Annotated in this window: 17 protein-coding genes; 7 read left to right on the top strand and 10 right to left on the bottom strand. The window is 62.2% G+C overall.

The genetic code is table 11. The features are described 5' to 3' along the window. Positions 1-22 precede the first annotated feature (22 nt). Positions 23-1,018 carry a Fe2+-enterobactin ABC transporter substrate-binding protein gene (gene fepB / locus AC1Q6C_RS24655; protein WP_270008391.1) on the bottom strand — a complete coding sequence of 332 codons (996 nt, stop codon included), beginning with the start codon at positions 1,016-1,018 and terminating at the stop codon, positions 23-25. A 66-nt stretch (positions 1,019-1,084) separates the two neighbouring features. Here fepB and fes point away from each other — a divergent pair, with 66 nt between their 5' ends. Then, positions 1,085-2,320: an enterochelin esterase gene (fes, locus tag AC1Q6C_RS24650; protein ID WP_070162186.1), complete on the top strand. Its 1,236-nt coding sequence runs from the start codon at positions 1,085-1,087 to the stop codon at positions 2,318-2,320. 13 nt (positions 2,321-2,333) lie between these two features. Here fes and AC1Q6C_RS24645 read toward each other — a convergent pair whose 3' ends face one another. The 5 genes from AC1Q6C_RS24645 to AC1Q6C_RS24625 all read right to left on the bottom strand — a co-directional run bounded on the left by AC1Q6C_RS24645 (position 2,334) and on the right by AC1Q6C_RS24625 (position 7,565). Beyond that, the gene (locus tag AC1Q6C_RS24645; RefSeq protein ID WP_116058209.1) at positions 2,334-3,722 is read right to left on the bottom strand and encodes a DUF1254 domain-containing protein; all 1,389 of its coding nucleotides are present in this window, start codon (positions 3,720-3,722) and stop codon (positions 2,334-2,336) included. Positions 3,723-3,777: 55 nt separating this feature from the next. Continuing rightward, positions 3,778-4,191 carry an HIT family protein gene (locus AC1Q6C_RS24640; protein WP_065456106.1) on the bottom strand — a complete coding sequence of 138 codons (414 nt, stop codon included), beginning with the start codon at positions 4,189-4,191 and terminating at the stop codon, positions 3,778-3,780. Positions 4,192-4,257: 66 nt separating this feature from the next. After that, complete coding sequence (purB, locus tag AC1Q6C_RS24635; protein ID WP_003945775.1) at positions 4,258-5,679, bottom strand: adenylosuccinate lyase; 1,422 nt, start codon at positions 5,677-5,679, stop codon at positions 4,258-4,260. A 55-nt stretch (positions 5,680-5,734) separates the two neighbouring features. Then, on the bottom strand, positions 5,735-6,340 hold the full coding sequence (locus AC1Q6C_RS24630) for a TetR/AcrR family transcriptional regulator (RefSeq protein ID WP_003945736.1): 606 nt from the start codon (positions 6,338-6,340) through the stop codon (positions 5,735-5,737). A 64-nt stretch (positions 6,341-6,404) separates the two neighbouring features. Continuing rightward, positions 6,405-7,565 (bottom strand): pyridoxal phosphate-dependent aminotransferase, encoded by a 1,161-nt coding sequence (locus tag AC1Q6C_RS24625; protein WP_037132442.1) that lies wholly within the window; start codon positions 7,563-7,565, stop codon positions 6,405-6,407. Between the two features lie 162 nt (positions 7,566-7,727). On the opposite strand from AC1Q6C_RS24625, the gene AC1Q6C_RS24620 reads away from it, so the two are divergent. The 4 genes from AC1Q6C_RS24620 (at position 7,728) to AC1Q6C_RS24605 (ending at position 15,654) form a co-directional block, all read left to right on the top strand. Beyond that, complete coding sequence (locus AC1Q6C_RS24620) at positions 7,728-9,338, top strand: ABC transporter substrate-binding protein (RefSeq protein WP_042452661.1); 1,611 nt, start codon at positions 7,728-7,730, stop codon at positions 9,336-9,338. A gap of 54 nt (positions 9,339-9,392) precedes the next feature. Next, complete coding sequence (locus AC1Q6C_RS24615; RefSeq protein WP_270008390.1) at positions 9,393-12,761, top strand: serine hydrolase; 3,369 nt, start codon at positions 9,393-9,395, stop codon at positions 12,759-12,761. A gap of 76 nt (positions 12,762-12,837) precedes the next feature. Next, complete coding sequence (locus AC1Q6C_RS24610; RefSeq protein WP_492666857.1) at positions 12,838-14,178, top strand: serine hydrolase domain-containing protein; 1,341 nt, start codon at positions 12,838-12,840, stop codon at positions 14,176-14,178. A gap of 87 nt (positions 14,179-14,265) precedes the next feature. Further along, a complete protein-coding gene (locus tag AC1Q6C_RS24605) occupies positions 14,266-15,654 on the top strand; it encodes a sensor histidine kinase (RefSeq protein ID WP_270008388.1) in 1,389 nt (462 codons plus the stop codon). A 3-nt stretch (positions 15,655-15,657) separates the two neighbouring features. On the opposite strand, the gene AC1Q6C_RS24600 is transcribed toward AC1Q6C_RS24605, so the two are convergent. Further along, positions 15,658-16,332, bottom strand: coding sequence for a response regulator transcription factor (locus AC1Q6C_RS24600; RefSeq protein WP_037132434.1), 675 nt, complete (start codon positions 16,330-16,332; stop codon positions 15,658-15,660). Positions 16,333-16,449: 117 nt separating this feature from the next. Between AC1Q6C_RS24600 and AC1Q6C_RS24595 the strand changes: the two genes are divergently transcribed. Beyond that, positions 16,450-17,283 carry a phosphatase PAP2 family protein gene (locus tag AC1Q6C_RS24595; RefSeq protein ID WP_228401911.1) on the top strand — a complete coding sequence of 278 codons (834 nt, stop codon included), beginning with the start codon at positions 16,450-16,452 and terminating at the stop codon, positions 17,281-17,283. Here AC1Q6C_RS24595 and AC1Q6C_RS24590 read toward each other — a convergent pair. After that, positions 17,219-18,301 (bottom strand): ABC transporter substrate-binding protein, encoded by a 1,083-nt coding sequence (locus tag AC1Q6C_RS24590; RefSeq protein ID WP_228401910.1) that lies wholly within the window; start codon positions 18,299-18,301, stop codon positions 17,219-17,221. The two genes, AC1Q6C_RS24595 and AC1Q6C_RS24590, sit on opposite strands and share 65 nt — an antisense overlap. Positions 18,302-18,343: 42 nt before the next feature. Here AC1Q6C_RS24590 and AC1Q6C_RS24585 point away from each other — a divergent pair, with 42 nt between their 5' ends. Beyond that, entirely contained in the window at positions 18,344-18,856 is a 513-nt protein-coding gene (locus tag AC1Q6C_RS24585; protein ID WP_003945763.1) for a MarR family winged helix-turn-helix transcriptional regulator, read from the top strand. 74 nt (positions 18,857-18,930) lie between these two features. On the opposite strand, the gene AC1Q6C_RS24580 is transcribed toward AC1Q6C_RS24585, so the two are convergent. Both AC1Q6C_RS24580 and purD read right to left on the bottom strand, forming a co-directional pair. After that, complete coding sequence (locus AC1Q6C_RS24580; protein ID WP_446430704.1) at positions 18,931-20,589, bottom strand: GMC oxidoreductase; 1,659 nt, start codon at positions 20,587-20,589, stop codon at positions 18,931-18,933. Positions 20,590-20,741: 152 nt separating this feature from the next. Then, positions 20,742-21,998, bottom strand: a complete 1,257-nt coding sequence (gene purD, locus AC1Q6C_RS24575; RefSeq protein ID WP_042452678.1) for a phosphoribosylamine--glycine ligase — start codon at positions 21,996-21,998, stop codon at positions 20,742-20,744. Positions 21,999-22,050: the final 52 nt, after the last annotated feature.

Genomic DNA, 22,050 nt, shown 5'->3' with positions numbered 1-22,050 from the left:
TGAAAGGCCTAGTACTTATGGCTCAGCTGAACTGCTCGACCAACCGGTTCACCATGTTGGTTGCGCTGTAGTAGTCGAGACGGAAGGTGTCCAGACCCACGGCATAGACGTGGAGATCACGAATTGCCGGATGCTGGGCCAACAGTGGAAGTGCCTCGACCGCCTTCACCGCACCGTCGTCGGCACTGACCAAGATCAGGGTGTTGCCCGCGATACCGTCGTAGAGGTTCTCCGCCGAGACCTGAATGATGTCCTTGCGCTTACCCATGGATTCACTGCTCTTCGCGGACTCGGGAATGTCGGCGACCGTGAAACCCATCGCCGTGAGCAACTTCGCCTGCCCCGACTCGTGCGTCCAGATGTTGGCACCGCTGCCGTCCTCGTAATAGACCAGCGCAGTGGTCGGCTGCGGGGGAAGTGTGATCTTGGCCTTCGCGGCCTCTACTGCGCTGTCGAACTTCGCGACCGTGGCCGCCGCGTTGTCTTCGAGACCTGTCGCCTTACCCAGCACAGCGGCGACTTCCTGCCAACTACTTCCGCCGTAGTCCACCACGATTGTCGGCGCGATGGCCGTGAACTGTTCGTACAGATCGACGACGGAGTCACCTCCAGTTGCCGAGACGACGATCAGGTCCGGGTTCTGCGCCAGAACGGATTCCGCGTTCGCACCGCCCATCGGCAACACTGCAAGTCCGCGTTCTTCTGCTATGTCGCCCCACTGTGTGAACAACCCCTGCGCATCCGAGACGTCGGTGTTCGGTCCCGTCGATGCGGTAGCCACCACCGGAGCGTCGATCGACAACAGCGTGCCCGTCAGCGTCACACTGGTCGAGACGATCCTCTCCGGCTTCGACGTGATCTCCACCGGCCCCTTCGGCGTTTCCACGGTACGCGGCCAATTACCCTGCGATGCAGCTGAGTCAGCATCGGAATCGGCATCCGCAGAACTACAACCGACGAGGGCGAACCCTGCCACCAAGACTGCGGAGAGCACCTTCAGGGTGCGTGATTTTTTCATTGTGACGCCCACTGGCGGACCACTCCTCGAATTCAAAAGCCCATCAAATTAGGTTAGGCTGTGCTCATGCTAACTCAGGCGGTGACCGAATTGTCCGCTACCCTCGCAGCCTCGCCCGACATCGAGACGTCCTGGAATCGGATAGTGCAACAAGGAACGCCGATCATCGAAAGCATTGATACACAGACTGTTCGAGTTACGTTCCTCTGGCGTCAGCCCGAGGAGACCGAGGTCGAGCGCGTTTACCTGGATGCAAATTCGCTGACCGACCATCACGCAGAACAACTCAGCGTGATGCAGCGACTCGGCGACAGTCCGGTGTGGTTCTACACCGCCGAAGTCTCGAACACCTGGCGTAGCAGTTACAGCATCATCCCGGTACCGAAGTCCGTAGTCGACGAGTTCGACTATCCGGGAGCAGGCAAGGAAGACTCGACCCGCCGCACCCGCTGGTTGGGGTTGCTCGAGCACCGAATTGCCGACCCACTCAATCCGCTTTCCGCAGGTGTGGACACAAGGCGTTCCGTCGCCGAGATGCCCTCGGCGCCGGTCCAGTTCGGTTGGGATGCTCCAGTTTTCAGGAAGTCGATACAGCTCACCTGGGCTAGTTCGACTTTGGACGTCGAGCGGCCGGTGTGGATCTACGAGACCGTGGACGACGGATTGACACCGCTCGAAGAACGGCCGCTCGTGATACTTCTCGACGGGCGTCACTGGGCCGAGGTCATGCCGGCAGGCGCCGCGTTCGATCGTGCGGTCCAGACCGGCAAACTGAAATCCTGCGTTCTGCTGGCCATCGATTCCGTTGACAATCAACGCCGTTCGCAGGAATTGCCGTGCAACCGCGACTACTGGAGTGCAGTCGTCGACGAACTGCTTCCGCAGGTGCGCGCCGTCACACCCTTCTCGTCTGATCGAACGCGAACGGTGGTCTCGGGGCAGAGCTTCGGCGGCCTGGCTTCGATGTTCGCAGCACTCGAATTCCCCGAACACTTCGCGCTGGTCGCCAGCGGGTCCGGTTCGTTCTGGTGGCCAACCGGATTGAAGCGCGGGGAAGACGGCCCGCCGGGTGGAGACATAGCCGCACGGATCGAGCGCGACGGCGTACCGGACGGTTTACGCGTTGTCCTCGAAGTAGGTAAGCACGAGTCCGACATGGTCGGGCACAGCGCAGCGGTCGCACAGGCACTGAAGGCCGCAGGAGCGCAAGTATCGTGTCGGATCTTCGACGGCGGCCACGACTGGTTGTGCTGGCGCAGTGTCCTTCTGGACTCCGTTGTCGAACTGATCGGCAGTCCGTGAGACAGACCACGCTCTAGGCCGGCTCGATGTCACCAAGCTTCCAAGTCCGATCGAAATACGGTTCGAGCGGTCCGTAGAAGCGGAAGTACGAGAACCAGTGCTGACCCGCAATGGTCTGAACCCAATTGGGTTCCTTCCCTACCGGAGCTGTAGGTCCGTAGTAGAGATCCACCGAACCGTCCTCGTTGACAACAAGATCGGGATCTCGCGAGCCACGGTCGCCTCGGCCCTGCTGGTTGTCGACAAGGCAGCGTGTGTCGACCGAGTAGACCGTCGCGGACCAGAACAACTTTGCCGGGACATCGGCGGGTACGTGGAGTGTGTAACTCTTTCCTCCGTCCAACCAGTGCCCCTCGGCGTCGGCGTAGCTACCCAGATATGCCTGCCCGAGTCCGGGCGTCGTACTCTTCATCGCCTCGGAGAAGGTGACCGCCTCGTAGAACCACGACGCGCGTTCGTAGAACTCGTCGTAGTTGTCCCCTCGCTGAGCTGAGTTGTCCAGGACAATCGCCAAGTCCCACTGGCGATCCGGCCAGTAGCGCGAACCGGGGAAGCGTTTGACGAACGCATTCGCCTGGGCGAACACCTCCCCCACTTCGACGGCCCGTTGCAAGATCTTTCTCACTCGATCATCCGGGGCGAAGGGCTTGCCCTTCTCAATCCCCAGCTGCCGAAGCCACGCCATCGGGAAGCGGTCGCGCTCTTCGACAGGTTCGTCCTGCACGATGTCGTGAAGGAGTTCCCAGTATCGAAGGTCTCGCGGCTGAATTCCGCTCCAGGGCTTGCCGTCCGGTGAGACCAGACGCGTCGGAGTCGGATTCTCACGATCGGAGTACGGGTACACCCGGACGGCGTCGACCAACGCGTCCGAGCGCGCCGGGTCGGGATCGAGCGTGCGGAAGCCGAACATGATGTGCATCATCGGGGAGTGGACAACGGTGTAATCGCCTGTGTCCTCGGCACTCTGGCCTGGGCCGACTACCAGGGTCTTGCCACCCTTGCCTGCATCGGGGCCCATCTCACCGAGCACCGCGAATTCTCGTTGCCAGAAATCTGCGATGCCCCCGGCGGTCGGCCCTGGCGGCAATTCGATCACCAACGGCCCCGTTGCACCGAGATCGAAAAAGTTCAAGATGTACGGAGTCGTCGCGTTGGCGGTGATCAGGCCTAGTCGGTCACGATATGAGCGGTAGACGACGATATCGGAGGCAGTTGCTCCGAAGATGTTGGTATGCACGTCCATCCACTGAGCCCAGGACACGATGGGTATGGCCCACAAGTACGCCTGCACTGCTGTTTGGAAGTCGAGCTCGTCGAAGACCGTTGCGATGGTTTCGCGAGCGGGAAGCTCTCCGTCCCTCGGGACAAGTCCGGAGGAATACGTCAGTTCGATGTCGGCCATACCCAGATGGTGCTGGGAGAAACCTCGGCGCGAATCACCCACACCGGGTGAACCTCTAGTTCAGTGCGCCTCGAATGACGGCAGCCGTGCTGTCGAGGATTGTCCGATTGGGCGTACGAGGTAGGGCGCGCAGGCCGAAGCCGTCGCCGCGATTTCGCGGAATGACATGCAGATGAACATGGAAGACTTCCTGCCCCGCAACAGCTCCGTCGGAGAGGTGCAGATTCACTCCGTCGACGGGGAGAGATCCGGTACGCATCGCCGCGGCGATCTTCTGCGCGACGGCGAAGATCCTGGCACCGTCGTCGGGATCGAGCGTGGACAATCCACTGGCATGGCGCTTCGGCACGACCAGGAGATGGCCGGATGTGAACGGCCGAATATCCATGAAGGCAAGAACGTTCGCATCGTCGTAGACGACACTGGCCTCGGCCTCACCGGCGATGATGGAACAGAAGATGCAGTTCATGGTCTTCGACCCCTGTGCGCCTTTTCGGTAGTGGTGACCACCGAAAAGGCGCACGGGGCGTAGCCCTTACAGAATCGGCGACGGCGCGTACGCCGCAGCTTCGGGGTTGGCGTCAACAAGTTTCTGCACCTCGGCGACAACGGCATCGACCTGAGCCGAAGCAGCACCGACAAAAGCAGCCTTGTCGGCCAGGGCCTCGTCGAGTGCAACGCGGTCGAGCGGCAAACGGTCGTCGGCGGCAAGACGATCGAGCAGGTCGGGCTCCTTGCCCTCTTCACGCATCGCCAGCGCAACTGCGACAGCATTCTCCTTGATCGCCTCGTGTGCGGTCTCGCGTCCGACGCCGGCGCGGACGGCGGCCATGAGCACGCGCGTCGTGGCGAGGAACGGCAGATACCTGGTCAGTTCCTTCTCGATGACGGCCGGGTACGCGCCCATCTCGATCAGCACGGTCAGGAAGGTCTCGAACATGCCGTCGATCGCAAAGAACGCGTCTGGGAGCGCGACGCGGCGCACGACGGAGCAGAAGACGTCGCCCTCGTTCCACTGTGCACCCGCAAGCTCGGCTGCCATGGAGCCGTATCCGCGCAGGATCACCTGAAGTCCGTTGACTCGCTCGCACGAGCGGGTGTTCATCTTGTGCGGCATCGCCGAGCTGCCGACCTGGCCGGGCTGGAAGCCTTCGGTGACCAACTCGTGGCCGGCCATCAGGCGGATCGTGTGTGCAAACGACGACGGGCCCGCGCCGACCTGGACGAGCGCGGAGATGACGTCGTGGTCGAGGGAACGCGGGTACACCTGGCCGACGCTGGTCAACACGTGAGCGAATCCGAGGTGCTCCGCAACCTTCGCTTCGAGCTGCTCGAGCTTGGCCGCATCGCCGTCGAGGAGGTCGAGCATGTCCTGAGCGGTCCCCATCGGGCCCTTGATCCCGCGCAGCGGGTACCGGTCGATCAGCTGGCGCAGACGCGTCAGTGCAACCAGCAGCTCGTCGGCGGCCGAAGCGAAACGCTTGCCCAAGGTGGTGGCCTGAGCTGCGACGTTGTGCGAGCGGCCGGCCATAACGATGGACGAGTACTCGGCAGCGCGCTCACCCAGACGGGCGGCGACGGCGATGCCGTGGTTGTAGACGTGTTCGAGAGAACGCACGATCTGCAGCTGCTCGACGTTCTCGGTGAGGTCGCGGCTGGTCATGCCCTTGTGGACCTGCTCGTGCCCGGCAAGTGCGTTGAATTCCTCGATGCGTGCCTTCACGTCGTGGCGGGTGACCCGCTCGCGGTCCGCGATGGACTCGAGGTCGACGTTGTCGATGACACGCTCGTAGTCGTCGATGGCGTCGGCCGGAATGTCGATGCCCAGCTCTGCCTGCGCACGCAACACCGCCACCCACAATTGACGCTCGAGCACGATCTTGTACTCGGGAGACCACAGAGCAACGAGCTCCGGGCTGGCGTAGCGGTTGGCAAGGACATTCGGGATGCGGCTCACGAGGCCTCAGTCTAACGGGGGCCAAGCAGTGCCGTTACCCCCGATAGAGACCGAGCTAGACCGGCGGCGCCATCACGTCGATCGATTCCAAGAGCATTCCCCTGGCCAACCCCCGTGGGTCCGGGTCGTACTCCCCCAGAGCCGTGATCATCGCACCGTCGACCATCGCGACAAGACGGCGCAATTGCCCCTCGGGAGCCGACCGGCCCGAGCGTCGAAGCGCATCGGTCAACAGGTCGTCGAGCTGGGCTCGTAGGCGCAACTGCACGTCACGAAGTGCGGGATGACGGGCACACGCGACGAATCGTTCGTAGCGCGAGATCAAACGCTCGCGGCTCTCCGGCCGCTTCTCTTCGTCTCCGAGCAGCAGCTCGACCAACAGTTCGACGGTTGATTCCGCGCCCCGCCGACGTTGGGTCACCGCAGCCACTCTGGCGCGCATCGCTTCCATGTCGGCGTTGCCGTTGAGCTCGACGGCACACGCGATCAGATCGTCGAGTGAGTCGAAGTAATAGGTCGTCGAAGCCAGTGGAAGGTCAGCTCTGGTTGCCACCGCTCGGTGACGAACGGCGTCGAACCCGCCCTCCAGCAAAAGTTCAGCAGCGGACGCCACCAGAGCTTGGCGACGTCGTTCGCCCTTGGGCGTAGCTGCAGAAGACACCACGACATCGTGCCAGCAGAGGGCACCTCCGCATGGCGAAACAGCTCGAAGACCCTGCTGTTTGTTACCCGAGCCACTTCTCGAGGCGGGCCAGTGCCTCCTGGATGTCGGCTGTCGCACCTGCGAACGAGAGTCTGACCATCCGGTTTCCGTGGACGGTGTCGAAATCGATTCCAGGTGCCAGCGCGACCCCGGTATCTGTCAGCAACCGGGCACACCACGCGGTGGCGCCCTCGTCGCCACACAGATGGCCGATGTCCGCGTAGACGTAGAACGCACCGTCGGCGGGAGCCAACTCGGTGATGCCCAGTTTCGGCAACCCGGTCAACAACAGTTCACGATTGACGGCGTACCGCTGAACGTGCCCGTCCAACTCGACCTTCGCCTCGTCCGAGAACGCCTCGACGGCGGCGTACTGAGAGATCGCGGGCGGACACACGGTCATGTTCGACGCGAGTCTCTGCAGCGGGCGCCGAAGATAGGTCGGCACCAACATCCACCCGAGTCGCCAACCCGTCATCGAGAAGTACTTGGACACCGAGCCGATCACGACGGATTCGCGTGAGGTCTCCCAGGCGCTCGACGTGTGCTGATCGCCGTATCCGATGCCGTGGTAGATCTCGTCCGAGATCAGAAGAGTTCCGTGCTGCTCGCACCACGTCGCCAATGCAGCGAGCTCCTCGGGCGAGATCACCGTGCCCGTGGGATTTGCCGGGCTCGCGACGATCAGACCGGCAGGCGGCGACGGCAAAGCCTCGAGCATTTCCACTGTCGGCTGGTATCGAGTTGCCGGCCCGCAGTCGAGTTCGACGACGTTGCAGCCGAGAGCGGCAAGGGTATTGCGGTACGCGGGATATCCGGGTCGAGCAACCACCACGGTGTCGCCCTCGTCGAACGCGGCCAGGAAGAGCAAGGTGAACGCCCCGGACGAACCGGTCGTCACCACCACGTCTTCGGCGTCGACGGCGATTCCCGATCGCTCGCTGTGGTAGCGCGCAATAGCCTCGCGTAGCTGCAGGATCCCGAAAGTCTCGGTATACCCGAGTAGTTCGGTGCCCAGAATCTCTCGCGTCGCACGTAGCACCGGTGCCGGCGCGGGCGTCGACGGTTGACCTGCCGCCAAGGTCAGGACGTCACCATGTGTCCGCTGACGTTCGGTCGCGGCCTTCCATACATCCATGACATGGAACGTCTGGATATCTGATCGACGAGATTCTGAGCGCACACTCCGACGGTAGTCGAACCGTGGTGCGGCAAGAAACGACGGCCACCCATTGTGACGATCCGACAGATTCAGGCGCTCAGCATGAGTCGATTCAACGAGACCTGGGCCACGTCCCTCGCGCAACATTGATCAACGACTTCCTTCGATCAAAAGGTGCATCAGATGAAAGCTCGCTCAGTGCCCACTGCGGCTCTGGTCACGATCGGCGTTCTCACGGTTGCCTCGTGCGGAAGCACCTCTGATCCTGGCGGCAATTCTTCCGGCGACTACGCGAAGGACGGCAGTTTCACCACGATCGTGAACACCGATCCCGGCAACCTTCATCCCCTGATCACCAATCTGACTGCCACGCAGGCGATCAACAGCTATACGAACGACTCGTTGTTGGCCATCGACCCCAAAACCCGCGCAGCGGGCTCGTATCTGGCCGAAAAATGGAGCGAGAACGGAACTTCGCTGAACTTCACCCTCAAAAAGGGGATCACGTGTGAAGACGGCACGACCTTCACTGCCCAGACAGCGGCAAACAACATCAACTGGGTCGTCGACACGACCAACGGCTCGCCGTGGTTGGGAGCATCCGTACCCGAAACTGCGGTAGCAACCGCTGATGGTGACGAGCTCACGATCAAGACAACGGAACCCGCGCCCTTCCTCCTCGAGCGCATCGGCGCTCTCAAGATGGCGTGCCAGGCAGCCCTCGACGACCCTGCCAGTGTTCGAGGCAGCAGCAACGGAACCGGACTGTTCAAGATCACCGAAGTAGTGGCCAACGATCACGTCACGCTCGAACGCCGCGACGGATACAACTGGGGGCCGAACGGCGAAACCACGTCGGACACGCTCGGAGTGCCCAAGACGGTCACGATCAAGGTCGTGACCGACGCCGCGACGACGGCGAATCTCGTCCTCACCGGAACGGTCAACGCGGCCCCGGTTGCCGGCGCGGATATCGAACGTGTGGAAGCTTCAGGCCTCGAGTCGATGACGTCCAACACCCTGAGCGGACAGTTCATCTTCAACCACAATGCGGCTCTCCCCACCAAGGACGAAGCCGTACGCACCGCACTCGTGCAAGCGATCGATCTCGACGATTACACGGACATCAACACCGGTGGCAAAGGCTCACGAGCTACGGCACTGGCAGTAGTCGATCCGCGGGCGTGTGACTTCGACAGCGTCACCGGTGTAGTTCCGAAGTTCGACATGGCCGCTGCGAAAAAGACTCTTGCGGACGCCGGTTGGAAACCCGGATCCGACGGTGTCCTGACCAAGGACGGTCAAGCGCTGCAATTGACGGTCATCTTTGCCAACTACCGCGACACCACCTCTGCAGCAGCAGAATACGCGATGAAGCAGTGGCAGGAGCTCGGCGCGAAGGTGGAGCTTCGTGGTGGTGACAACAACTTCATCATTTCCAACACATTCGCAGCGAAAGACCTTACGTCATGGTCGATCTCGATCGGACTGACCGTCCAGAGCGATACCCCCAGCATCTTCGTTCCGTACTTCGCCGGCCCCACCCCACCGTCGGGTGTCAACTTCGCATCGATCGACAATCAAAAGTACGCCGAACTGGCGGCGAAGGCCTCGGTTCTGCCCGGGCAGGAATCCTGCTCGGTGTGGAAGGAAGCGGAACAAGCACTGTTCACCTCGTCCGACGTCATTCCGGTGTCCACGTCGCCGAACTTCATGTTCTTCAACGGCGCAACGGCCCTGTATGCACCAGTTGGCGGCACCCTGGCCGGCCCTGGCATTCGCGTTCTGAAATAAGCCGGAAGACAAAGCTTTACGTCTGCATCTATTTCTCCGATTCGAAGGATCTACATGACTGACCGTCCATTTGTTCTCGACGACCTCCACCGTGTGGTCACACCCACTGAGACCTCAATCTCTCCCGACGGCACCGTGGTCGTCTTCGTTCGCTCGGAAATTGTTGCCGGAAAGGCAACTACATCGCTCTGGGCGGTGTCCCGCGATTCCCAGGCTCACCGCCTCACCGCAGGGCCCGCCGATTCTGCCCCTCGGTTCTCTCCGGACGGAACCTCGATTGCCTTCCTGCGTAAGGTCGGCGACTCCGCGCAGCTGCACCTGATCCCGCTCGCCGGTGGCGAGGCCGAAACTCTCACCACATCAGCATCACTCCCCCTCGGCGCCGGTGCAGCAGCCTGGAGCCCGGACGGAAATGCCATCGCGTTCGCCGCTGTGGTCTCACGCTCGGACTCCGCCGATCCGAATGCTCCCATCGTCACCGACCGACTCGGATACAAGGTGGACGGTGCCGGTTGGCTCGGCACCTTCCGTCGCCACCTTCACACCGTCGATCTGGAGACGAAGGCAGTTCGACGGCTCACCGACGGTGATTGGAATGCCGACGTTCCGTCCTGGTCGCCCGACGGCACGGCCCTTGCCTTCACCGCGAATCTCGAACCGGACAGCGATCTGAACCTCACGTTCAGCGCTTACCGCATCCTCGTCGACGATCTGTCGGTTCCCCCGCAGCGACTCGGTCATGCCACCGGAGTGCAGGGCTCCACACTGTGGCATCCGCAGGGAGATTCGGTCGTCGCCATCGGCACTCCCGAGGTCCGTGTCGGAACTGCAGACCTGATCCGGCTGTCCGTCCCCGGCCCAACCGAGACACCGGTCGACGTCACCCTCACAGCTCATCTCGATCGCAACGTGATGCCCGGTGCACCCGGTTACCCCGGCGGCACACCGGCACTGTCGAATACTCGCGACGAAATCGTGTTCTGCCTACGCGATCGTGGATGGACGCATCTGTACGCGGCCGACATCGAAACCGGCACCTCTCGATCCCTCGTCGCCAATCCCAACGAGGTCGTCTCGGCGCTCTCCGTTGCCCGTGACGCCCGCGTCGCCTCCGTCATCGTCACCACGCAGCAGTCCTTCGGCGAGGTCGCACTCGTCGATCTCGACAGCGGCGCGGTCACCACGCTGACGAAATTCACCGCAGAAGCACTCCCCGAGGTGACACTGTTTGCCGCCGAGGAACGCGAGTTCACCATCTCCGACGGCCGCACCGTGCATGGTTGGTTGCTGTCCGCTCCCGAAACCAGTGGTGCCGCACCCCTTCTGCTCGACATTCACGGCGGACCGCACAACGCGTGGACCGGCGTTGCAGATACCTATCACCCCGCCCACCAGGTTCTCGCCGCCCAGGGTTGGCGCATCCTGACCCTCAATCCACGTGGGTCGGACGGGTACGGCGCAGACTTCATGTACGCCGTCAACGGCGCCTGGGGTACCTCCGACCAAGCCGACTTCCTCGAGCCGATCGACGCGCTTGTCGCCGAGGGACTTGTCGACGGGGACCGTCTGGCGATCACCGGGTACAGCTACGGCGGATACAGTACGTGTCACCTGACGTCCGCGACGGATCGTTTTGCCGCTGCGGTTGCCGGCGGGCTGATCTGCGATTTCAACGCCATGGCCGGAGTCTGCGATTTCGGTCCGCACCTCGCGTCACTCGCCACCGGCACGACTGTTCCCGAGAACTCCGCGGGGCTCCTGGCAGCCTCACCGCTCGCCGCCGTGAAGAACGTGGTGACCCCGACGCTGATCCTGCACGGAAAGTCGGACGAGCGGTGCCCGCTGGGTCAAGCCGAGGCCTGGTTCGCCGCACTGCGCCAGCAGCACGTACCCACCCGTCTGGTGGCGTATCCCGGTGCAAGCCACGGGTTCCTCGTCAACGGCTCGATCTCGCACCGAATCGACTACAGCACACGGCTCATCGAGTGGGTCAAGCGATACACCTCCGCGAAGCTACCCAAGGCCGGCCTGGCCAACGCGTCTGCCGGAGCCGACGCGTGGAAGCGTTCGCTGGACGTACTGTGTGAGCGTTACGGCGTCACCGGTGCTCAATTCGGTATTCTCACACTCGATTCCAGCGGGAAGGAAATCACCCGCACGACGGTTGCTTCCGGCGTGATCAATGCAGACACCGGGGTCGAGGTCTCCACCGACTCCCTGTTCCAGATCGGATCCATCACCAAGGTGTGGACCGCGATGCTGGTCATGCAGCTGGTCGACGAGGGCTTGCTCGACCTGGACGCAACCGTCCGGTCGATCCTGCCCGACTTCGCACTGCAGGACGAGGAAACAGCTGCCCGCATCACGGTTCGTGCACTTCTGAACCATCGCAACGGAATCGACGGTGACCTGTTCATCGACAAGGGTCGCGGCGACGACGTCGTCGAACGCTACGTCGAGGGCCTGCGTGACTTCCGTCAGGTTCATCCACTCGAGGACGGCTTCGCGTACTCGAACTCCGCGTACGTCCTTGCAGCTCGTATCGTCGAGGTTCTTCGCGGCGGCATCTGGGACGACATCCTCAAGGAGCGGATCATCGATCCGCTCGGCCTCGCGCACACACTCACGTTGACCGGAGATACACCGAGATACTCTGTGGCAGCGGGTCATACGGGGAACTCCGTCGTGATGCCCGTCTGGCCGATCACCCGCTCGATGGGGCCCGCCGGCTGCATCACTGCCAGCATCGGAGATCTACTCACGTTCGCGGAACTCGGTCTTCTCGAAGGACAGAGCGTCGACGGCGTACGGATCGTGTCGGAAAAATCGGCCGCCGCGATGCGCACACCCGAAATCGACATCAGCGAACTGTTCCCGGACAAGTCGGGTTGGGGCTTGGGCTGGTTCCACGAAACCTGGTCGGGCGAAGAGATTTTCGGGCACGACGGCAGCACCATCGGGCAGCACGCATATCTGCGTATCTTCCCCCGCCACAATGTCGCGATCGCACTGCTGACCAGCGGCGGCAAGGCCGACGGCCTCTACCGTGATCTCTTCACCGAAGCCGCGGCCGCGTTGGTCGGACTCGAACCTCCGCAAGCCCTCGCCCCGAACCCCGCGAGTGTGGAGTCGATTCCGGATTCGGTTCTGGGAAAGTACAGCTCGGGCGGGATAGCAATCGAGTTCCGTCGTGGAGAGTCCGCTGACGAGGCCGTGATCACCGTCATCGGCGACGTAATCCCGAATCCCGAGGAAGACGAGACAGCTCCGAAGAAGCCTGCAACGGTAGCCACTCTCGTACCGTCGCAGATCCCGGGGACCTGGACCACCCGTCAACCCGGGGCCGCCGGTTGGACGACGGTACGGCCGCACCGAAACGGAGTGTACGTCGGATTCCGCTTCCTACCACGGGTTAACGCGTGACGATGACCGATACACATACGATGACGGAACACAGAACGCCGAATCACAGAACGCCAGCGAACTCGAGGAATCAAAGATGCAAGAACAGCTTCAAGAACTCGTCGATCAGTGGAGGGTCGAGGCAAACATCCCCGGCGTCTCGGTCGGCATCGTTCACGGCGACAAGGACATCGTCGTCACCAGTGGCATCGAGAGCGTCGAAACCCAACTCCCGGTCACCGACAAGACGATGTTCATGATCGGCTCCACCACAAAGGTGTTCGCCGCAACAGCCGCGATGGCACTCGTCGAGGACGGCCTACTCGATCTCGACACCCCGTTGGTCGAGTACGTCCCCGAACTGACCTTCGCCGACGAAACAGCCACGCGCACAGTCACGATGCGTCATCTCCTCACCCACACCGGCGGATTCACCGGCGACGCCGGCCTCTCGGCAGGCTGGGGCGAAGACGCCCTGGGACGCTCGGTTTCACGGCTGAACGAACTGCGACAAGAATTTCCCGTCGGAGAAGTCTTCTCCTACAGCAACTCCGGATTCGTTCTCGCCGGACATGTCGTGGCCAAGATCAGCGGACTGACCTTCGAAGAGCTGGTCAAGCAGCGCGTGCTCGACCCCCTCGACATGAAGAACTCGGCCTTCCTGCCCTGGGACGTGATGACCCACCGGTTCGCACTCGGTCACTACATCCGCGACGGTGTGCCGTTCGTGTCCAACGAAACCGGACTGGACCGCGGCATGATCCCTTGCGGCGGAATGTGGTCCTCGGTGCGAGACCAACTCGTCTGGGCACGTTACGCACTGTCGGGCGAACACCCCGGCGAAGGACAGCCACTCGACGAGTCCACCCGGTTGTTGATGCAGAAGCCGCAGCGTCCCGCCGCGATGATGTTCGAAGAAGTCGGCCTGGGATGGCTGTTGACTCGATACGGAACCACTCAGGTAGTGCGGCACGGCGGAAACGTGAGCAACCTCCAGGTCTCCGAGTTCATGACAGTGCCCGAGAAGAACTTCGCCGTCACCGTGCTGACCAACGCACTCGGCGGCGGAATCGGTGAGAAGATCGTCGACTGGTGCATGGACAATCTCGCTGAGTTGGCCGCGCCGGCATCCCTCGACGTGGTCGAGCCCGAACCGGCTGCCGTCGACGCGGTCTTGGGTAAGTACCGGGCCGGAGACCTGATGATGACCGTTGCCCCCGGTGACGAGGGAATCGGCATCCGGATGGGCAGCGCGCAGGATCTCGGTGAATACGAGGACATCGTCTGGCCGCCGGCAATCCCGATCGCCTTCCTCAACGACCGTGACTTCGCTGCTCGCGCCGACACCACCCGGGCGTTGGGCCGCTTCGTCACCGACGACACCGGTCGCGCCGTGATGCTCGAATTCGGCGGCCGCACCGCCAAGCGAGTGGCCTGATCCTCTAGACGGGTGACGCGGTCCGATTACGGGACCGCGTCACCCGTCTTCGTAAATGCACAGCCGAGAAGGTACAGACTGGACGCCATGAACTTCATCGGCGAGTCGATTCTGCACCCCTCCCGGTGGAGCGTGCGTGCCCGTTCGACCGTGGCTTCGACACTCGTGATCGCCTTCTGCCTGGTGATCGCCGGGCTTGCACTGGTTTTCGTGCTGGCAAACTCCCTGCATCTGTCCGCGCTGAACAGCTCCGACGCTCGCGCCACGCAATTGGTCCAGCAGCTCAACGGAAAAAACCCGGCCGATCTCGACCCTTCGCTTCTGTCCACAGACAGTCAGATCGGAATCGTGCAGATCGTCGACGCCGATCACCGAATAGTCGCCCAATCACCTGGAACCGACAGCGACCTCCTGTCCGAACGTTTTCTCGGCCCTGACGAGTCGGACGCTCTCGGAAGGGTCAAGAAGTCCGACGACGAGGACTACTGGCTGATCGGGCGAGGCGCTCAGACGGCGACCGGACCAGTCACCGTCTTCGTCGGCGCCGACCGCGAACCGGTTGAAACCGTGGTGACGACCGTTGCCGTTCTGCTGGCCATCGTCGGACCTCTGGTCCTGGGGCTGGCAGCGTTTGCCACCTACCGCCTCGTCGGTTCGGCCCTCGCTCCCGTCGAACGCATCCGCGCTCGGGTAGCATCGATTTCGAGTGGGCGTCAAGGTGAACGAGTGCCTGTCCCGTCAGGGAACGACGAGATAGCCCGACTGGCAACAACAATGAACGACATGCTGGCGCGCCTCGACGAAGGTGCGCTGGCCCAGCAACGATTTGTCAGCGATGCCTCACACGAGTTACGCAGTCCGCTGTCCACGATCACGACGGCCCTCGAACTGGCACACCGACGCCCGGATCTCCTCGACGACGCGCTGATCGAAGACGCACTACTTCCCGAGGCGCGCCGGATGCGGCAGTTGATCGAAGACCTGTTGATTCTCGCGCGCTCTGACGAAAGCGAACTCGAAAAGTTCGGCATCGTCGTCGACGTCGACCTCGATGACATCTTGTTCGCCGAGCAGAAAAGGATCGACGGTATCTCCGCAGTTACGGTCGCCGCTGCCGTGGCTCCGGTTCGGGTCTCCGGAGACCCGAGAGCATTGACGCGGATGGTGCGAAACCTCGTGGACAATGCAGTGCGGCATGCGGAGACCCTCGTGTATCTCGAGTGCTCCGAAGCCGGAAACGAAGCCCACATCGTGATCGAGGACGACGGGCCCGGAATCCCTGCAGCAGAACGCGAACGAATCTTCGGACGCTTCGTCCGCCTGGACCAGCCGCGGTCGAGGCAGGGAGGCGGGTCCGGACTCGGACTCGCCATCGCGTCGGAAATAGTTGCGGCGCACCACGGAACCATTTCCGTCAATGAGAGAGTGGGCGGTGGAAGTCGATTCGAGGTGACGATTCCGGTACCGAACGACTGAAGATCAGGCAGTGCCGACAAAGCGGTACCCGACGCCTCGGACCGTTTCGATGCTCTGAGTTCCGAACGGGAGGTCGAGCTTCTTACGAAGGTAACCGATATACACCTCGACGATGTTCTCGTCACCTTCGTAGTTGGTGTCCCAGACGGAGCGAACGATCTCGGTCTTCGTGACCACCACACCATTGTTGCGCATCAAGAATTCGAGAACGCTGTACTCCCGTGGCGTCAGGGTCAATTCGATTCCCGCTCTGCTCACCTGATGTTTGGCCGGGTCGAGGGACAGGTCTCCAACGGAGAGTATCGCCGGACGTTGTGGAGCGCCGCGACGCACCAGTGCGCGCAGCCGAGCGAGAAGCACGACAAACGAGAATGGCTTGACCAGGTAGTCGTCGGCGCCGAGATCGAATGCATCGGCCAGGTCGTATTCGCCGTCCTTTGCCGAGAGCATGAGGATCGGCGTCCAGATCTCCCGGGCGCGTAGATCCCGCACGATGTCGTACCCGTGTTTGCCCGGCAACATGATGTCGAGAACGATCACGTCGAATTCGTCACTGCACGCAGTCGCGAATCCGTCGTCACCGTTGAGTTCGACGGCGGTCACGAATCCCTCGGCCACCAATCCCCGCCGGATCGTCTCGGCCAGGCGCACTTCGTCTTCGACCACCAGTACTCGCACCACCGGCCCCGTTTCGTCGCCACGCAGTTGTTCGGATGCACCCAGTAGAGCAGACGGTAGACCCAGGGCCGAGTTCCGTTCAGCGTTTCTTCAGCTTCGGATCGTCACACTGCATTCATGCCTGCAACTGTGTCGACCGTGCGAAACGTGGTCACCGAAGTCCTGACCGAGAGCACCACCGCAGAGATCGCGGTTGCCGCAATCGTGGTGGCCGCAGCTCTGTTCGCGTTCGGTTCGATCTACCGAGCTTCCAGCGTTCGGTCTACAGCCCTTCGCACGTGCGGACTCGTGCTTGCACTGGTGACGCTGTCGATCCAGGTGTATGGAAGCGGGTGGTTGACGAGCTTCGACGGGCCGGTGACCGACTGGATGGTCGATCATCGGAGCGGCGCCCTGAACCAGATCGCGGTCGCCGTCACAGATCTCGGTAGCCCTGTCGCCACCGCGCTGCTCGGGATCACCTGCGGAGTGCTCATCTCATGGCGAGCGCGTTCGGTCGTTCCGGGCTTGATCGTGATCGGAACCGTTGGCGGGGCGGCGGTCGCCAGCACGGTAATCAAAGCGCTCGTCGGTCGCGAACGTCCGCCGACCAACATCCAGGTTCTTCTCGAGACCGGCCACTCGTTCCCCTCCGGTCACGTGACGGGCACAGCAGCGCTGTTCGGCATTGCCGTTCTCGTTGTGAGCGTCGACCGAACAGCGGCCGTCAAACGCCTTCTGATGCTCCTCGCCGTGACGGTCACCGTCGTCGTCGCGCTGACTCGCCTCTACTTGGGTGCGCACTGGCTCACCGACGTCATCGCCGGAGCCATTCTCGCGACGCTTGCCGTCACGGTGGGTGGAGCCCTCTTCCGATTCGTCGGCACTCACAACCAAGCTGAATCGACTACTGCTGCAATGCGCTCTGCAGAACCTTCAGCACTTCACGAGCCGCAGTCGGCCCGGTATTGAGGTAGAAGACGTCATCGTCAACAGCGACGGCGTGGTTGGCGACCACACCACGTAACTGCGCCCACAACGGCGCGTTCGTCAATGTCGCCGGGTCCCCGCCCTGCACGCCGTAGAAGATCCAGTCGGCGTCCGCCACGTTCAACTCTTCTTCACTGATGTCTCGGGAAGTGTCGTCGAACTGCTGCGACTGCGGACGGGTCAAGCCGGCATCCTCGGCGATACTGCCGGTGAACGAAGGAATACCGAAGATGCGCAGACGATTTCCGTTCTGGCGCGTGAACGACACCGTCGGCGGCGACGAGAGGGAAGCACCGAGGGCCGCGGCATCGGTATTGAAGGTATCCAGCAGTGCCGTCGCCTGCTGCGTCCTACCTACCCCGTCGGCAACCAGCAGGAAGTCCTGCTTCCAGTAGACGCCGGTCCCCTGTGTTGCCACCGTGGGTGCGATGGCGGAAAGCTGGTCGTACAGCGAATCAGCGTCCTTTCCTGCAACATTCATCAAGATCAGGTCAGGATCGAGCGTGACGATCGCTTCGAAATTCGGTGTGAAGCGTCCACCTGCGTCAACGACATCACTTAGCTGAGTACGGAATTCGGGGTACGCAGACAACAAGTACGGAGGCACCAGGTCCGCACCGTCACCACGCGTCGAACCTGCGGGCACGACACCGAGCGACAGGAGTGCATCTGCTTGCCCGGTCGAGATGACGACAACCTTTTCGGGCTGCGATTCGATCGTGGTGTCCCCTTTGAAGTGTGAGACGGTACGAGGGAACTCGCCGTCCGACTTTCCGCTCCCCATTCCAACCGGGACTTCTCGCGGAGCGACAAACGCAGAGTCCGCCGGAGCCGACGCACTGATCTCGGCATCTGTGGGCGACGCGTCCTCGCTCGAGCAGCCACTGAGAGCTGCCACCAATGTCAGTGCGCCGATCAGCATTACACTGCGTGACTTCTTTCGAAAATTCATGATCGTGTCCCGTACGTCGTGAAGCATGACAGCTTCATCTTCCGTCATGGTTAGGTGACCCTACCCTTTGAAGAACTGTAAACTATATCTGTGTCAGATACAGTTCCAGGGCGTGGATCACACGGGGTCGATCGCTACTCCGATCGCATGCCCACCGCGGAAGAAGCATCGAGATCACTCATCGCTGCGGCGTTCGAATTGCGTCGAGCGCTGCGGGAATACATGGATACGTCGGGTACCGACGCGACTCTGCCAGAGGCACAATCCGAAGTACTTCACGATGTCGCACACCATCCGGGCACTCGCATCGGGGCGGTCGCCGATCGTCTCTCCAGACGCCCGAACACCGTCAGCACGCTGGTGCGCACACTCTCCGACAAAGACCTGATCGAACGGCGACCCGATCCCACGGACGGCCGAGTGAGCACACTTTTCGTGAAGGACGAACGAAGCGCGCGACGAGACCGTCGATCCGAACTACGCATCGGCGTTCTCGCCGAAGAATTGGCGTCCCTCGACGAGGGCGACCTCGACACATTGACCACTGCCGTCGGCATCCTCGACCGAGTCAATCGATCATTGCGAGATCACGCGCCGCGATGACACTCCGGGACATACAGAAGCGGTGCGGTGCAGCACCTGCCGCACCGCACCGCACCTGCTGACGAGTCACCGCCCTAGTTCATGTCGTTCGCAATGATGTTCTCGATATTCCGTTCGGCCAGAGCGGTGATGGTGACGAACGGATTGACTCCCACATTGCCCGGTACGAGGGATCCATCCATGACGTACAGACCCGGGTACTCCGGCAGACGACCGTAGCCGTCGGTCGCCTTGCCGAGCACACAACCGCCGAGGGGGTGGTACGTCAACTGATCGCCCCACGTCTGCGTCGGGCCGAAGAGGTCGGTCCGGTAGATCGTGCCTTCCTTCTTGTTGATCTTGTCGAAGAGCTTCTTCGCCATGTCGATCGACGGCTGGTTCTGCGAGCGCTGCCAGTTCAATCCGACTTTGCCTGTTGCCGAGTTGAATTGGAACTGAGCACGTTGCGGATTCTTGGCAATCGCCAAGTACAGGCTGACCCACAGTTCGGTACCGGCCGGGAAGGGTGCGATTTCCGCAAAGACGGGAGCGGATGTGTCGGCCCAGTTGTCGATACCCATCACGGGGATCGCCGACTGCTTCGCACCGGTGGCGTCCCACATGTGATTGGCGCGGCCCACCATCACGTTGCCGTTGTGACCCCATTCCTGTCCAACTGCACCCGGCAAATTCGCCAGCTGCCCTTGCGCTTTCATCGCGACCAGGAGCTTGCTGGTCCCGATACTGCCGGCCGCGAAGAAGACCTTGTCCGCCGTCACTGTCTTGGTGCCGACGGTATTGCCCTGCTCGTTGATCTGGTTCATCACCACTTGATAGCCACCGCCGGTCGCGGCCGGGGCAACCGAGGTCACGACGTGCAGAGCTGAAATGGTGAGCTTGCCGGTGGCGGATGCCGCAGCGAGGTACGTTTTGTCCAGTGACTTCTTTCCGGCATTGTTGCCGTAGATGACCTCACTGACCAGAGCGGACTTGGTGACCTGGCCGGCAGCTTCCTGCTTCATGTAGTTGAAGTCGTAGACATTCGGAACGAACGTTGTTGTGTAACCGGATCTCTCAGCGGTCTTTCGCCCCGTCCGCGCGAACTTGTAGTACTCGGTCGATTCGAACCAGGCCGGGTCGATGTTGTTGACTCCGAGCGCAGCGTTGGCCCGCGGGAAGTACGTCGAGTACATCTCGTTGGAATCGACCCCGGGCAGGATCTCTTCGAAGTAGTTGCGCTTGGGTGTGACGGCCATACCGCCGTTGACCAGTGACCCGCCGCCGACCCCTCGGCCTTGGTAGACCTTGATCCCGCCGAAGTCCTCGGCGTCGAGAACGCCGACGTAGCGGCTGATGTTCTTGTCCACCGAGCCGCCGGAAAAGTGTGAAACCGGTTGAACTGTACGGTCTCTGAGCCAGAAGGACCGACCGTCGGGCGAGAGCATCGGGCAGAAGATCTTGCCGTCGGACCCTGGTGTGGTCCACGACTTCCCCATCTCGACCATGTGCGTGTCGATACCGGCCTGCGTCAGGCGAAGTGCTGCAACGGCACCGCCGTATCCACTGCCGATCACGAGCGCGGGGACACGGTCTCCGTCGTTCAATGCTCGTCTGGGCGCAGCGGCCGCCGTGGTCCACGAGGACGAGAGTGCGGCGGCCCCCACAGCTAATCCTGTTGCTGCCAAGAAGTTTCTACGCGAGAGCGTGGAATTGGTACGTGCGTGCCGTTCGTTGAATCCAGCGCGAATGCTCAAGTGTGCCCTTCTCTTTCCGTGACCCCCGCGCTGAGATATACCGGGAGAAACCGAACGAGAAGTCCATACTCGTGGGTAACTTCGAGGAACCGTTGATTTTCCATGAAAAGGGCCGATGAACAGAAAGTTCACCGGCCCTCCGAAAGAACGAGTCAGGGAATTGAGATGCGACCTTCGACGGCGCCGAGTCCGATGTCCTTGCGGAAATGACCGCCGGGAAGCTTGACGTCGGCGATCTTTGCGTAGGCGTCGTCGCGAGCTTCGGTCAGATCCTTGCCAACTCCGACAACACTCAGCACACGCCCGCCGGCCGAGACGACGGCACCGTCTTCACGCTTCTTGGTACCGGCGTGCAGGACTCCGTCGGCGTCCGCTCCGGTGATCACGTCGCCGGTGCGTGGGGTTGCCGGGTAGTTCTCCGCGGCAATCACGACCGTGACAGCGGAACCGTCGCGCCACTGCAACGGACCGACCGAATCGAGTGTTCCGGTCGAGGCCGCATTGAGTAGACCGCCCAGCGGCGTTTCGAGGAGAGCAAGCACGGCCTGAGTTTCGGGGTCACCGAACCGGCAGTTGAATTCGACGACGGCCGGGCCGTCGACACCGATCGCCAGACCGGCGTAGAGAAGGCCGGAGAAACTGCTACCGCGCGCGACCAACTCGGCAGCGACGGGCTTGACGACGTCATCGACGATCTGCGTGACCATCTCGTCGGGCAGCCACGGCAATGGGGTGTACGCGCCCATACCGCCGGTGTTGGGTCCGGAGTCTCCGTCGCCGACACGCTTGTGGTCCTGAGCCGGGAGCAGCGGGATCACAGTTTCGCCGTCGACGAGGCAGAAGAGCGAAACTTCCGGACCGTCGAGGAAGGACTCGAGGAGAACCGGGTGTCCGGTCTCGAGCAGTTCTGCGGCATGATCGCGCGCGGCGAGACGATCCGTCGTGACGACTACGCCCTTACCCGCGGCCAATCCGTCGTCCTTGACCACCCAGTTGGGACCGAAGCGGTCGAGTGCTTCGTCGAGCTTGGCCGGATTGTCGACGATCTCACTGTGAGCGGTCTTGACGCCGGCGACAGCCATCACGTCCTTGGCGAAAGCCTTCGATCCCTCGATGCGGGCGGCGTCGGCCGAAGGCCCGAAGCAGGCGATACCTGCTGCCCGCACCGCGTCTGCGACACCGAGGACCAGCGGAACCTCGGGTCCGATGACGACGAGGTCGGCTTCGACCTTCTGGGCCAGCGCGGTAACCGCGTCACCCGAAGCGACGTCGATGGGGTGCTGCTCGGCGATTTTTGCGATCCCGGCATTGCCAGGCGCGCAGATCAGGGCCGTGACACCTGGATCGCGAGCAAGAGAGAGAAGGAGGGCATGTTCACGGGCTCCGGAGCCGATTACTAGTACGCGCACGGGGAACAGACTACGGCCTGCGATAACAGCGCTCTCGGAGTGCCACTCACGG

Source organism: Rhodococcus sp. MT28, assembly GCF_058792695.1.
The sequence above is the reverse complement of the archived record's forward strand: the minus strand, read 5'-3'. Positions and strand labels throughout refer to the sequence as shown.

What these genes read in the sequence shown, in the direction of transcription:
- fepB (WP_270008391.1), bottom strand. Translation starts at nt 1,018, where the DNA reads ATGAAAAAATCACGCACCCTGAAGGTGCTCTCCGCAGTCTTGGTGGCA.
- fes (WP_070162186.1), top strand. Translation starts at nt 1,085, where the DNA reads ATGCTAACTCAGGCGGTGACCGAATTGTCCGCTACCCTCGCAGCCTCG.
- AC1Q6C_RS24645 (WP_116058209.1), bottom strand. Translation starts at nt 3,722, where the DNA reads ATGGCCGACATCGAACTGACGTATTCCTCCGGACTTGTCCCGAGGGAC.
- AC1Q6C_RS24640 (WP_065456106.1), bottom strand. Translation starts at nt 4,191, where the DNA reads ATGAACTGCATCTTCTGTTCCATCATCGCCGGTGAGGCCGAGGCCAGT.
- AC1Q6C_RS24620 (WP_042452661.1), top strand. Translation starts at nt 7,728, where the DNA reads ATGAAAGCTCGCTCAGTGCCCACTGCGGCTCTGGTCACGATCGGCGTT.
- AC1Q6C_RS24615 (WP_270008390.1), top strand. Translation starts at nt 9,393, where the DNA reads ATGACTGACCGTCCATTTGTTCTCGACGACCTCCACCGTGTGGTCACA.
- AC1Q6C_RS24610 (WP_492666857.1), top strand. Translation starts at nt 12,838, where the DNA reads ATGCAAGAACAGCTTCAAGAACTCGTCGATCAGTGGAGGGTCGAGGCA.
- AC1Q6C_RS24605 (WP_270008388.1), top strand. Translation starts at nt 14,266, where the DNA reads ATGAACTTCATCGGCGAGTCGATTCTGCACCCCTCCCGGTGGAGCGTG.
- AC1Q6C_RS24595 (WP_228401911.1), top strand. Translation starts at nt 16,450, where the DNA reads ATGCCTGCAACTGTGTCGACCGTGCGAAACGTGGTCACCGAAGTCCTG.
- AC1Q6C_RS24590 (WP_228401910.1), bottom strand. Translation starts at nt 18,301, where the DNA reads ATGACGGAAGATGAAGCTGTCATGCTTCACGACGTACGGGACACGATC.